Source organism: Paenibacillus luteus (genome assembly GCF_006542765.1).
Classification (GTDB): Bacteria; Bacillota; Bacilli; order Paenibacillales; family Paenibacillaceae; genus Pristimantibacillus; species Pristimantibacillus luteus.
Genome location: NZ_SKCD01000017.1, coordinates 97,557 through 111,631, shown reverse-complemented (window position 1 = coordinate 111,631; position 14,075 = coordinate 97,557). Strand labels below are relative to the sequence as shown.

8 protein-coding genes are annotated in these 14,075 nt (G+C 42.5%); 7 read left to right on the top strand and 1 reads right to left on the bottom strand.

Features of this window, described 5'->3' with window-relative positions; translation table 11 throughout:
• The 7 genes from E0496_RS14495 to E0496_RS14470 all read left to right on the top strand — a co-directional run.
• Nucleotides 1–3,042, top strand: a 3,042-nt coding sequence (locus E0496_RS14495; RefSeq protein ID WP_161601431.1) for an MBG domain-containing protein, incomplete at its 5' end; no start/stop codon positions are given.
• A gap of 542 nt (nucleotides 3,043–3,584) precedes the next feature.
• The gene (locus E0496_RS36180; protein ID WP_206669777.1) at nucleotides 3,585–3,734 is read left to right on the top strand and encodes a hypothetical protein; all 150 of its coding nucleotides are present in this window, start codon (nucleotides 3,585–3,587) and stop codon (nucleotides 3,732–3,734) included.
• A 121-nt stretch (nucleotides 3,735–3,855) separates the two neighbouring features.
• The gene (locus E0496_RS14490) at nucleotides 3,856–5,667 is read left to right on the top strand and encodes a discoidin domain-containing protein (RefSeq protein WP_161601430.1); all 1,812 of its coding nucleotides are present in this window, start codon (nucleotides 3,856–3,858) and stop codon (nucleotides 5,665–5,667) included.
• An 808-nt stretch (nucleotides 5,668–6,475) separates the two neighbouring features.
• Nucleotides 6,476–7,699, top strand: coding sequence for an ABC transporter substrate-binding protein (locus E0496_RS14485; protein WP_141502520.1), 1,224 nt, complete (start codon nucleotides 6,476–6,478; stop codon nucleotides 7,697–7,699).
• Between the two features lie 70 nt (nucleotides 7,700–7,769).
• A complete protein-coding gene (locus E0496_RS14480) occupies nucleotides 7,770–8,141 on the top strand; it encodes a hypothetical protein (RefSeq protein ID WP_141502519.1) in 372 nt (123 codons plus the stop codon).
• Between the two features lie 134 nt (nucleotides 8,142–8,275).
• Nucleotides 8,276–9,592: an extracellular solute-binding protein gene (locus E0496_RS14475; protein WP_141502518.1), complete on the top strand. Its 1,317-nt coding sequence runs from the start codon at nucleotides 8,276–8,278 to the stop codon at nucleotides 9,590–9,592.
• Between the two features lie 278 nt (nucleotides 9,593–9,870).
• Nucleotides 9,871–12,333, top strand: a complete 2,463-nt coding sequence (locus E0496_RS14470) for a YDG domain-containing protein (protein ID WP_141502517.1) — start codon at nucleotides 9,871–9,873, stop codon at nucleotides 12,331–12,333.
• 106 nt (nucleotides 12,334–12,439) lie between these two features.
• On the opposite strand, the gene E0496_RS14465 is transcribed toward E0496_RS14470, so the two are convergent.
• Nucleotides 12,440–14,029, bottom strand: a complete 1,590-nt coding sequence (locus tag E0496_RS14465; protein WP_241674807.1) for an acyl CoA:acetate/3-ketoacid CoA transferase — start codon at nucleotides 14,027–14,029, stop codon at nucleotides 12,440–12,442.
• Nucleotides 14,030–14,075: the final 46 nt, after the last annotated feature.

Below are 14,075 nucleotides of genomic sequence, written 5' to 3'. Positions count from 1 at the left end.
GGTACGAGCAATCCGGTATTCACAGGGACAATAACTGGCGGTTTGTCATCAGATGGACTTATAGCAACGTATGCTACGAGTGCCGATCAAGCAAGTAATGTAGGGAACTATGCGATTGAAGCAACACTGAATGACCCGAATAATAAGCTAGGAAATTACGAAGTAACCAAAACCTCGGGTAGTCTGAGTGTTACGAAAGCGTCAATATCGGTAACCACAGACGATGCGACGCGTGAATATGGTACGAGCAATCCGGTATTCACAGGGACAATAACTGGCGGTTTGTCATCAGATGGACTTATAGCAACGTATGCTACGAGTGCCGATCAAGCAAGTAATGTAGGGAACTATGCGATTGAAGCAACACTAGTTGACCCGAATAACAAGCTAGGAAATTACGAAGTAACGAAAACCGCAGGCAGTCTATCTGTTACAAAAGCGTCACTTACAGTAAACGCAGACGATGCGACGCGTGAATACGGAATGAGCAATCCGGTATTCACAGGGACGGTAGCTGGAGGTTTGACGTCAGATGGAATTACAGCTACGTACGCAACGAGTGCCGATCAGGCCAGTCATGTAGGGAACTATGCAATTGAAGCAACACTGGTTGACCCGAATAACAAGCTAGGAAATTACGAAGTGACGAAAACCGCAGGTAGTTTATCTGTTACAAAAGCGCCACTTGCAGTAACCGCAGACGATGCGACGCGTGAATATGGTACGAGCAATCCGGTATTCACAGGAACGATAGTGGGCGGTTTATCGTCAGATGGGATTACAGCAACGTACGCAACGAGTGCCAATCAAACAAGTAATATAGGGAACTATGCGATCGAAGCAACACTAGTTGACCCGAATAACAAGCTAGGAAATTACGAAGTAACGAAAACCGCAGGCAGTCTATCTGTTACAAAAGCGTCACTTACAGTAAACGCAGACGATGCGACGCGTGAATACGGAATGAGCAATCCGGTATTCACAGGGACGGTAGCTGGAGGTTTGACGTCAGATGGAATTACAGCTACGTACGCAACGAGTGCCGATCAGGCCAGTCATGTAGGGAACTATGCAATTGAAGCAACACTGGTTGACCCGAATAACAAGCTAGGAAATTACGAAGTGACGAAAACCGCAGGTAGTTTATCTGTTACAAAAGCGTCACTTGCAGTAACCGCAGACGATGCGACTCGTGAATATGGTACGAGTAATCCGGTTTTCACAGGAACGTTAGTGGGCGGTTTATCGTCAGATGGAATTACGGCAACTTATGCTACGAGTGCCGATCAGGCCAGTGATGTAGGGAGCTATGCAATTGAAGCAACACTGAATGACCCGAATAACAAGTTGGGGAATTATGAGGTAACGAAAACCGCAGGCAGTCTATCGATTACGAAAGCGCCGATTACAGTAACGCCTCACTCCATATCTCGTTGGGTAAACAATGCGAATCCCTTCCTGGGCGGTGTTGTAACAGGTGTGCTGAACAACGACGATATATCCGTAAAGTATGTGACGCTTGCAGAGCAAAGCAGCCCAATTGGCAATTATACGATAGAGACTGAAATCATTGATCCTAATCAACGTTTAGGTAACTATGAAGTTACGAGCAATACTGCGAAGCTCAACGTGTATGATGTTCCGAAATTAACTTATGCTACTAATGATACCGCTTCATCAGTTATTGGACCTCTCGGTCTTCCAGCAACCGATGATGAAGGCAGAAGCATTCAATGGGTTTCTTCGAATAATCAATTTGTAGATGTTACGACAGGTTATGTACAACGCCCGTCCTATAGAGAGGGGAATAAGAGCGTAACGCTTAAAGCGACGATAACAGCTGATGGTGCCATTTATGAAGCCATTTATCCGCTAATCATTATTGCAAACAGTAACACTAGTTCTGGAACTGGAGCATCCTATTACATTGAGGCTGTGACAGCTAATGGAAAACAACGAGTTGAACTAAAACTTGATGATTTGAAAAAAGGATTTGTGACAATCCAATCAGATACTGAAGTCGCAGAGTTTGTTATAAGTCAAGCGACATTAACGCAGTTAATGGCCATTTCACCATCCATGAAACTGCAATTCATCACAGCAAAAGATGAAATGACCATACCCATTCAAGAGATGGCGGTTGCAGGGAATAATCATGATCTAACCATTAAAATAGGCAGAGCAGATAAGGCAACAGAATTTGTTGAAGTTAAGAAGAGTCTTGGCGCAAATGTTTGGGCAGGTCCAGTTGAGTTCAACGTTACTGGATTAGATGATCAAGGCAGAAGCTCTGAAATATCAGCTTTCTCAGCCTATGTTAATAGAAAGATTGAGCTGGATGCCCAAGATTCCGATTTTGCTACAGTCGTACTTTGGGATGAAGAGAAGCAAGCATTCACCTTTGTTCCCGCACAATTTATAAAAGAGAATGGTAAAGTCACAGCAATTGTAAAGAGTAAGCGAAACGGCTACTTTTTCGTAATTGATCGTCGAGTTAGCTTTATAGATTTGCAGAATCATTGGGCAAAGTCGGATATAGAGTTACTTGCAGCTAAGTTCATCGTTCAGGGGCGTAGCGAAATGAATTTTGATCCGAATGGTATGCTTACCCGAGCAGAAACGGCGGCATTACTTGTACGTGCAATAGGGATTCCGTTGAATAACACTGAATTTAGCTTTTCTGATGTGGATGGGAAATGGTATGAAGCAGATGTTATCGCAGCTGAGCAGGCGGGATTAATCAAGGGATATAGTGACGGGACTTTCCGTCCGAACAACCGTGTGACACGTGAGGAGTTGGCGGTTATGCTTACCCGAGCTATTGCTTATGCTAATCCTTCTTTGCAGACAGAAAATAGCGTGTTAGCTTTAGCAGATGTGGAATCCATTTCATCTTGGGCGGAGGATTCTATTTATCAAGCGCTTAGTTTAGGTATCATTAAAGGCGATCAGCAAGGTAATTTCAAGCCGCAAGCAGAAGCAACTCGGGCAGAAATGGTTACACTTCTCTCGCGTATGCTGAAACTATTAAATTTTATATAGGATTGGATTTTGGTTCGAACTGAATAATAGCTGAAATTTGTTCTAAAAGCCACGTTCCACCATACGAATCCACAACCGAAATAATCTGCATCCCACTTGTTAGCTGGTGTCTAGTAAAGGGAGGTGTTGATTAAAAAAGGTTGTGGATTTTTTGTTTTTTGGCTCCATGTTATGATCAACCAGATTATGTAAGGCGACCAGTTCTTCGCCGCTTGCACGAAAAGCCTGAATACGTGCTTCCCTACTCGAATTTCTTCTCTGCTCAGAGAGGGTTACTCTGTTAGTTTCCACGATTTCATCGCAATCAGCTCCTGCAATTCTCCCGTTATTCCATAGCTCTAGTTGTCCAAACAAGGACATGAAGTAACTCTATTTATTCAGGATTAATTATGCTAAAATGGTAATGGTTTTCAATATATTTTTTGCTTAAAATATCATTTTCTAGTTTAATTGTTCACGACTCCATTCATTGACTCCTTTGTTTTTACCTCTCGCAGTTCAAATTACAATCCATCATTGCCTAAACAAACGGTTCTAAATCTATGATAACCAAGCATCATTTCCCGTTTTATGAATATCCTTATGAATGGTGCAGCAGTCCGTATTCTTCTTTTGCGCTTCAGCCTCTGTATGCCATGCCAGTTGAAGCGACTACGCTGTTGAACAAATGGAACTTTAAGGGCTGTGTATGAGGGATGCTCGAAGTATTGCAAGTATTCATGTTTAGTCCAGGAGAGTGGGGCACGAATGATGGGAAGATCAAGACTTAGTCAGGGAAAGAAAAGGATTACAGGGAAGATAAGAGGTTATTTGATGGTGGTAGCTATTATGCTATCGTTAATGGCAGCTGGGGTTCCTGCATATGCCGGAGGAGATGATGGTAACATATCCGCCCAACTGGTCGTGACTTATAACTCGAACGGCGGATCAGTAATCCCCCCTCAATTTGTGAGTTCTGGAGGTAAAGTGGTGTTTCAGAGTATGCCTACAAAGGAGTGCTTCAACTTTGAAGGCTGGTATTACGACAGTGCGCTAACGCAACGATACAATGCATCAGATTCAATCACTAAAAGCCTAACGTTGTATGCGAAATGGGTGGCCTCGAGCACAAATGCACAATGCGTAAATGCTACATTGACCTCTACGATCGGTACGGTAAGTACTGGCGGGACGGTGAATGAGACAATCACTGTCGGGAGTGGCATCAAGTTAGCTGCGCTAAAGGCAGCGATTACGCCGTCAGCGAATGCAACGTTCGAAATCTACAATGCAGACGGGATAACGAAAGCGACGACGCTAGAGACGGGGATGAAGATCATCGTCAGTCCGCAAACAGGAACGAGCAAGGTGACGTATACGATAACGGTGAGTTCACCGAATTTAGCATTAAATAGACCCGCGTCGGCTGACAGTGCGTGCATCGCCTCACAGAATGCGGCCAAAGCGGTAGACGGCAGCGTGATTAATGACAGCAAATGGTGCTCCATGTCTAGCAATCGTTGGCTGCAGATTGACCTCGGTTCCGTGAAGCAAGTGAGCCAATTTGTCATCAAGCACGCATCGGAAGGCGGACAGTCTGCTTCTTATAACACGAAGGCTTACAACATCCAATTTAGTAGCAATGGTACTACTTGGAATACAGCAGTTACTGTAAATAATAATACGAGTGGCGTAACGGTAGATAATATACCGGATACTCAGGCCCGATATATCAGGTTGAATGTCACGACCCCTACGCAAACTTCGGATTCTACGGCAAGAATATATGATTTCGCGGTATTCGAGCAGCAAAATTTGGCATTGAATAAACCCGCAACAGTTGATAGTGTGTGCAACGCCTCGCAGACCGCGGCCAAAGCGGTGGACGGCAGCGAAATCAATGATAGCAAATGGTGCTCCCTATCCAGCAACCGTTGGCTGCAGATCGATCTTGGCTCCGTGAAGCAAGTGAACCAATTTATAATCAAGCATGCAGCAGAAGGCGGAGAGACGACCGCATATAACACGAAGGCTTATCATATCCAAGTCAGTAATAATGGCAAGGATTGGAGCACAGTCGTCAAAGTAACCAATAATACCAAAAGCCTGACAACAGACAATATTGCTACAGTATCAGCAAGATATATTAAGCTGAACGTTACGACGCCTACGCAAACGACAAATCTTGCTGCAAGAATCTTCGAGTTTCAAGTGTTTGGCCCCTCCAATTTGGCATTAAGTAAATCTGCGACGGCTGACAGTACGTGCACCGCCTCGCAAACTGCGGTTAAAGCCGTGGACGGCAACGTCATCAATGATAGCAAATGGTGCTCTAAGTCCAGTAACCGTTGGCTACAGATCGATCTCGGCTCCGTGAAGCAAGTGAACCAATTTGTCATCAAACACGCATCGGAAGGCGGAGAGACTGACTCTTACAACACGAAGGCTTATCATATTCTGGTCAGCGTTGATGGCATCAATTGGAGTAAGGTAGTGAACGTAACCAATAATACGAGCAGCATTACAGTAGATAAAATTACTGATGTGCCGGCCCGATATATCAAGTTGAACGTTACGACACCAACACAAACCCAAAACGCTGCGGCAAGAATTTATGATTTTGAGGTATATGGCCCTCCTCAATGAAACGTGAAGATGTGTAGATTAATGGAACAGTGGTTGGAGTAAGTATGACGAGATTCAAGTAGTGACTAGTAATGAAGAGTAGCTTCAAGAGTCATAGAACAAGTGATCCGGAGTACATCGTTCATGTGGCGATGTACTTCTTTGCGTTGTGCTTGGAATATTGAAGCCAACGCCGAATTAGCGATTGATATAAGAACGAGCTTTCATCCAATCTTCACTAGACTTGAATACCGATTTTTTAGATAGTCCGCCTGTATTCCTAAATAGTCTCGTTCTGATTCGATGGAGGCAAAGGCTATACGTTGTTATCCGTTTAGAGGGCTTGAGACATCTTTGCGAACATCGAAGGCCTCGTCATTTCGTCATTTCCGCCCCCATATCTTTTCCCGTTGCCCCTTCATTCGGGGAATGTGACGGCTTATTTTATCCACTTTGGATTGAATAGCAAATATCGCCTCCATAACTGGATGAGATGAGATGACCGAACTAATTTTTCTCGAGCGACTGATTCTATAGGCTTTCGTAATGCATGTTAGGTGGTTTACAAACAACGTATATTCATTTTTTGCGTCCCGCATGCGCTCTTTCGGAAAATACCAATTGGTTTTTCGTTTTAAAATTTTGTGATTTATGAGAAGATTTGTTTGGTTATTATTACCTTTAAAGATAATTATAAGTATAATATTGAAAAGTATGAGAGACGAAATGCTTTGTGCGTTATATATCTCCACCTGTAGCTATTGGAAAATAAAATGATAGAAAGAAGCAGAAGATTTAAAAATATGAAATAAATCTTGAGGTGGTTATTTTGAATATTAATCGAATCAACTTATATTTTCTATTAATAATTATTGTAGTCATGCTAAATGCATGCACATCGAATAATTCGAAAGATTTACCGATCCTGCACGATAATATACGAATTGGTTATTTCTCAGAAGAAAACTTCAAATCCCGATATTCAAGTTTGATTAATAATGATATAGACATGATGAACGAAAGATATACGATTGTTCCAACCTCCGAACTTATAAAAGGGAGAATAGATGTAAAGACCTGGAGCAAGGAAAATGAATTCGATATTATTTATATTCCAGGCCCACTATTGGAGCAATTTGTTGAGCAGGATGTCCTGAAAAATTTGGATAATTTAATAATTACCGACGAACTTGCGTCAGACAATTTTAATACGGCTTTCTTAGAACTTTCGAAGCTGTATGGGCAAGGTGCAGTATATGGGCTGCCACCAGGAATCGACGGGAAAGCAGTGGTTTATAATAAAAACTTGTTTGCGAAATATAAAGTTGATTTTCCTGTTGATCGTATGCAATGGTTTGATTTAATTCATTTGGCATCGCGTTTTCCAAGCGAGGGTTTGACAATAACATCAGATAGTGGATTTGAACTAATATGGGATGTAGGTCATACGAATGATTACAAAGTTTATCGAAAAAGCCCGCCAATGGTTAACTTTAATAGTGATCCTTGGCGTGAAATATGGGAAAAGGTGACGGAGCCTTTGGCGAAACGAGCAATTTTAACAAATGAATATTTGTTGGACTCCTTTTTGGAGGGGGAGGCAGCAATGGCTATCATATCAAATAGACAGTACGTTGAGCTTCAGAAGAAGAGACCAGATTTCGAGTGGGGAATTGTTACGATGCCCGTTAATTCTAATCAATCGGATGTCACTAAGTATATGCATGCAGATGGTTTTTATGGCATTTCTTCGTCCTCACCAAATCAAGAAGCTGCTGTTGAATGGCTAAAGTTTTTTTTATCTGAAAAAACGTTGGCATCTGATGGAATGCTTGGAAATTTTGGTTTAAATACGAGAAAGAGTACTATATCTGATCCATTTGCAGAGGCTGTATTCAAGCTGCACCCAGTAAAGAGGGACGTGCTGCCTTTTGAATATTTGGAATTGGGTGAAAATAGCCTTCAGAAATTATTATCAAACAATTCAACTGTCATTGAAACTCTGAATGAACTTCAAGATAAAGCAGAAGAGATTTTACGTAATACCAAGTAATTATAAATCTGTTGTAAACGGAGCGCGCCCGTTATACATATAAATCTTACAGTTAAGGGAGATCAAACAATTGAAAAAGAAAATCATGCAAGCTTCTGTAACAGTAGCATTAATTAGTAGTCTTTCTGCTATGCCAGCTTTTGCAGCTATCGATTATAACGCATCGCTGAATACCCTCCTTTCATCCCTAGGAGGGAGTACAGTAACTGCTGAAGCAAGTGCAACGAGTGTTCATGGAGATCTTAAAAAGATAAATTTAAATGTTGTACTAAAAACAGGAACTAAAACAATTACCGATGATGTGAAATCAGGAAATCCTACTGCGGATTGGATAAGACAGGGGTTGGATTCTTCCAAAAGTCATACTTTAAATGCTGCGGCAAGGTCTTATTATACGGATGGAACGTCTAGCGACCAAATATATTCTAGTTCATCTTGGTAAAATTCAGGGCGGGTGTACCCCGCCCTTTTTCTCATTAGTATACGGTTTTAAAGTCATTGTGTAAGGTGTGAAATTTGGCTTGTATTTTGATAATGAGATGTAGTAATATCTGTTCTGTCATTTAGGAGGAGACAATGGTCAGGGGATTCATAGTAATTTTAATTGTCATAATTACAGTTGTTACTTCAGGGTGTCAGAGTGTCGATGAGCAGAAAATAATTACGCTGACAGTAAATTACCCATCAGAACGTATATTTTTCGAAAGAGTAGGCTATGCCTTTGAATCAAAATACCCAAACATCAGAATTAAAGTAACGGAGAATGTTTCTGAAAATCAAGTTTCGGACATTGTATTTATGAGGAACAATCGTGAATATCAAGAGGCTATAAGTAAAGGGATTCTGCTGAATCTCAATCAATATTTTACAAAATCAAAAAGAGAACAGATGCAGCTAAGCGATATATCTACTTCCATGCTTCGTTGGGAAGAGGATAGCGGATTGTATGGATTGTCACCTGCATTTAGTAATTATGTGATCTATTATAACAAGAAAATGTTTAATCATTATTCTCTTCCTTATCCGTCTAATCAAATGAAATGGGAAGAAATATTAAATCTGGCTCAGTTATTTCCGAATAGTAATGAAAGTGGTGATAAATTATACGGATTTAAATCGAATTATTATGAGTTTATTTCATTTGCAACTTTCCTTAGAGTTGGCCAAACTGAGGGGTTATCATTCATTGATCCAACCACACTAAAGATAAATATAAATACAGCTAAATGGAAAGAGATTGGGGAATATATTATTAATGCCTTCAGAGGTGGTAATATATATTCGGATATAGATGAAAACTCAGAGAAATTCGTTCATTCACCAATTTTTACTGGACAGGCAGCGATGGAACTCTCTAGTCAGACTACCGCCTATAATTTCGAAAAGGTCCATAAACAATACCAACTGGAAGAAATTGATTGGGGAATGGTAACAGTTCCAGTCGATCCCTTAAATCCAGAGTATTCGGATTATTATCAGTTGAATGAAATATATGGGATTTCAAATTCTTCCGTAAATCAAGAGGAAGCATGGTCCTTTATTGAATTTATAACAAGTGATGTGGGGTATTACAAAAAGAATAAGAGCCAGATTATGAATTATGGAGTACCTAGTAAGTTAGACTTGTTGGAGCCTATTGGAGATCACGATCTTTCTCCATTATATTTATTAAAACCTGCCATTTCATCCAATAACCCATATGAAAAAGTTCATTTCGAAATAATTAATAATTTTAAAGAAATAGGGCAATCGTTGTTTGATCAAGTGCTATCAGGAAGTCTGTCGTTGGATGAGGCATTTGAACGTTTGGAGCAGCTTGGCCAAATAACGGTTGATGAAACTAAAAAGCGATTAGAAGATGAAGGGGAAGTTGTGTTTCTTGAAATAAATTAATGTCGAGATGTATCTATATGAAAAGGCCGGAAGCCCTCCTCTCACGAGCGGTATTCGGTCTTATTTTAATTGTATTTAAAGTTACAAAAGGAAGTTGGTATATAGGATATTTAGAACGTATGGTTTCGCTGAGAGCGGACATAGGAACTCTACCTCTGACTTGTTCTAGCAGCAGAAGTCTAACGGTTGGATTTATTAAAAATTGTATAAAAATGTCGATTATTGTGATAAGGTGTAACAAGTCATAATTTGCAATACTAATAGGAGGAATACGATCAATGAGCAATGCTAAAAAGCTTGTAACCACTTTATTGATTACAGTTTTACTGTTTTCAACGTTTAATGTAGCTTTTGGTGCTGCAGAATCTTTTAAATCTGATATCGAGGGAACATGGGCAGAAAGCCAGGTATCTGATTGGATAGACAAAGGTTATGTTACAGGTTATGAGGACGGCAGCTTTAAGCCGAACAACACGATTACAAGAGCAGAATTCATTGCATTGATTAACCGCTCCTACGGTTTTACTGAAACAGCAGACGTTTCCTTCAGCGATGTTGAATCATCAAGTTGGATATATACCGAGGTTTCCAAAGCTATAAAAGCTGGCTACATTAAGGGCTACGCGAACGGAACCTTCGGCGCAAATAAACCAATCAGCAGACAGGAAGCTGCAGTTATCGTAGATCGTCTTCTAAGTCTGACAAAAACAGATAACGCGGCAGCTAGCTTTACAGACTCAAGCTCCATTGCATCTTGGGCTAAGGCAGCGGTGGATGCTGCAGTAGCAAACGGTATTTTACAAGGCTATGCTAGTGGTGCTAACTTCAAGCCTAATCAACCTCTTACACGTGCTGAAGCCGTAGTCGTATTATACCGCTCAGTTACAGTCAAAGAAGCCTTGGAAGAAGGTTCACCTACGCCTACTCCAACAACAGCCCCAACTAAGGCGCCAACAACGGTACCAACAACGGTACCAACAACGGCACCAACAACAGCACCAACACCAACAAATACACCGACAAGTACGCCAACAACGGAGCCGACAGTTGAACCAACAGCGACTCCAACGACAGAACCAACAACGGAGCCAACAGCAACTCCTACTCCAACAGCACCTAGCGATACAACCGCTCCGGTTCTATCAAGTGTAACGACTGGGCAAATCACTATTGGAGATGACGTATTTGCTACAAGTAATGAGGGTGGATACTTATATCTTGTTCCAGCAACAACTGCAGCAACTCTCGCAGACTTAAACCAAGCCATTGATTCATTGGTAGGAATAAGAGTATCCGTTGAAGCAGCCGCAAGTTCAACAATCACGACAGCAGGCTTATCTGTAGGCAACTATGTTGTGTATGCTGTGGATTCTTCTACTAATGTCTCTTTAGCTTCAAATGAGATCGTAATTAATAAGAAGCAACTGACGATTGCGAATCCAGCATCGCTGCAGATGAATAAAACGTACGATGGAACGATATCAGCGTCAGTTACAGCGAGCTCATTGAGCGGTGTTCTTGGTGATGATGTAGTAACCGTAACTGCGGTAGCCACTTACGATGACGCAGCAATAGGGACAGACAAAACCATCACGGTGGTTTATACATTGGGTGGAGCAAATGCAGGCAACTATATTGCACCAGTAAACTACACGATAACTACTGGAGTCATTACACCCATGCAGTTAACAATTGGTAATTCACAATCACTGGTAGTAGAAAAAATATATGATGGAACGAATTCTGCAGTTGTGATAGGAAGTTCATTAGTTGGGGTTGTTACTGGTGAAGCCGTAACCGTATCTGCAGTAGCCACTTACAATGACGCATCTGTAGGAACAGACAAAGCGATAACAGTAGTTCATACAATAAGTGGAGCAAATGCAGGCAATTATATTGCACCAGTAAACTATATGATGCCTATAGGAGTCATTACAGCTGCGCAATTAACGATTGAAGAGCCGGAATTGTCAGTTGTAGAGTCTCCAGAGAATGATTCGGTAGTAGCAGTAACAGCAGGTGCATTAGTTGGAGCAGTTGCCGGCGAAGACGTGACCGTGTCTGCAAAGGCGGTTTACGATACGGAAGTCACTGATCATGTCAGATCATTAACTGTTATTTACACACTATCGGGAGATGATCTTGGCAATTATATTAAGCCTGCAAACAATACTAACTACATGTTATATGTTCAATATCACGTAGATTTGGGTACTGTAATAGACCTAATAACCAATTACAAAGTGTACGATGGAACTACAACTGCAGCTGTAGTTGCAGGTTCTAGAGCTGGGGCTTGCCCAGGAGATGGGATTTGTCCTGGGGATGATGCAACAGTATTTGCATCGGGTGCTTATGGTGATAAAAATGTAGGAACTAATAAGGAAATAACAGTGTCATACACCATATTAGGTGAAGATTCTAATAATTATACACGCCCAGACCCTATTACAATAAATACAGGTATAATCACAGCAAGACAATTATCAATTTTACCGCCTGTACTCCCGCTCAAGGTTTACGATGGAAATACAACAGCAAACTTAGTGCCGGGCGAAATAACTGGCCTTATTAGTGGCGACGAAGTCTTTGTACACGCGCTAGGTACGTACGAGAACGCAGAAGTAGGTACCAATAAACGAGTAACTATTGTTTACACCCTTACAGGCAAAGATGCAGGGAATTATATTGCACCAGCAAGCCAAACCATAAGCTCGGGTGTAATCATAAATATTCCTTAATAGCTTAACCAATTAGCCAAACACAAAAAGAGACTGTTCGAAGGTGAATTACTTTTGAGCAGTCTCTTTTGCATGTAGCTGTATATTTGATTAAGTCGTATCTTATTTATGCAAAATTCCATTCCTGCTTAAGCCCCATAGGTTCCGCTTGAAACAGTCTTGCATCCATTAGCTTAAGCTCTGGAGAGATCATCGGCTCAAAGGCTAGCAAATCCAGAATATCATGCTGCAGATCGATGCCCGGCGCAATCTCGACAAGCATCAGGCCTTGGGCTGTAAGCTGGAATACAGCTCGCTCGGTAATGAAAATCACTTCTTTGCCGCTCAGTGCTGCCTCAACACCGTTGAAAGAGATATCCGCTAGTGCGGGGACGATTTTGCGGAAGCGGCCTTCTTTAGCAATGTGTACCTTGCCGTCGTTAATTTCAATGCCCAGGCCTCCAGCAGTAAAGGTTCCGCTGAACACGACCTTTTTGGAATTTTGAGCAATGTCGATAAAGCCGCCAACGCCCATGATTTTTCCATTGAATTTGTGGACGTTTACGTTTCCTGCCTGATCCATCTCGGCAAAGCTGAGGAAGCTGACATCAAGTCCGCCACCATCGTAGAAATCGAACTGGTACGGCTGATCGAGTACCGCTCTTGGACTAATCGTCGCTCCGAAAATAATGCCTTTGGCCGGCGTTCCGCCAATAGGCCCGAGCTCAACCGTAAACGTCAGCGCTTCGCCGACCCCTTCTTCAGCTGCTACATAACCAACGCCATCGGAAATGCCAACGCCGAGGTTCGCTACCGCGCCAGGGAATGCCTCCATCAGTGCGCGCCTCGCTATAATCTTGCGCTCGGTCAACTGCAAGGGTTCGATGCCATCTTGAACAGCAAGCAAATCCCCGCTCATATAACGGTTACTTTGAGTCTGGTAAGTCTGCATCTGCTCAGGAACGACAACGACAGCATCAACGAGGAAGCCTGGAATTTTAATCGTCTTCGGATGCTGGGAGCGGGCCTGAACCATGCGCTGCACCTGAACGATGACGATGCCGCCGCTGTTTTTTGTAGCTTGGGCAATGCTAAGCACATCTAGGAAGGTTGGTTCATCCTCCATCGTAATATAGCCGTCCGTATCTGCGGTTGTTCCTCTAATAATCGCAACATCCGGTTTAATGGATGGGTAGAACAGCCAGTCCTTTCCATCGATCTCCATCAGACGCACAAGATCTTTTGTCGTGCGCTTATTTAACTTGCCGCCTTGCTGGCGCGGGTCGATGAACGAGCCTAATCCCACATGGCTCAAAATACCGGGATGTCCGGCCGCAGTCGAACGAAAAAGCTGCGTAATGACTCCTTGCGGGAAGCAATAAGCTTCAATCTGTTCTGTCTCGGCAAGCTCGGACATACGCGGCGATTGCCCCCAATGTCCGCCTATGGCTTTGACGCATAGGCCAGGAATAGCAATCGGACTCATGCCCCGATCAGCACGGTCTCCGAGGCCTGTGGTATGGAGATAAGTAAGGCCGCTCGGCTGCTGCTCCTTGTGGTAACGCGTAGCCAGTGCTTCGATAACGGCTGTCGCCTCAACAATACCGCCTCCGGCACCGCTAAATGCGACGGTGGCTCCGTTTGGTATGAGGCGAACAGCGTCCTCCGCGGACAAAACGGGAACGGGGCCCGTTCTTTTTTTCAATGATGTATGCACGATGAACGATTCTCCTTCTTCAATTGCTTTCGTCTGTGCTGTCTTT

Excerpts from the sequence above, each read along its gene's own strand:
- E0496_RS36180 (WP_206669777.1), top strand. The coding sequence starts at position 3,585 with ATGATAACCAAGCATCATTTCCCGTTTTATGAATATCCTTATGAATGG.
- E0496_RS14490 (WP_161601430.1), top strand. The coding sequence starts at position 3,856 with ATGGTGGTAGCTATTATGCTATCGTTAATGGCAGCTGGGGTTCCTGCA.
- E0496_RS14475 (WP_141502518.1), top strand. The coding sequence starts at position 8,276 with ATGGTCAGGGGATTCATAGTAATTTTAATTGTCATAATTACAGTTGTT.
- E0496_RS14470 (WP_141502517.1), top strand. The coding sequence starts at position 9,871 with ATGAGCAATGCTAAAAAGCTTGTAACCACTTTATTGATTACAGTTTTA.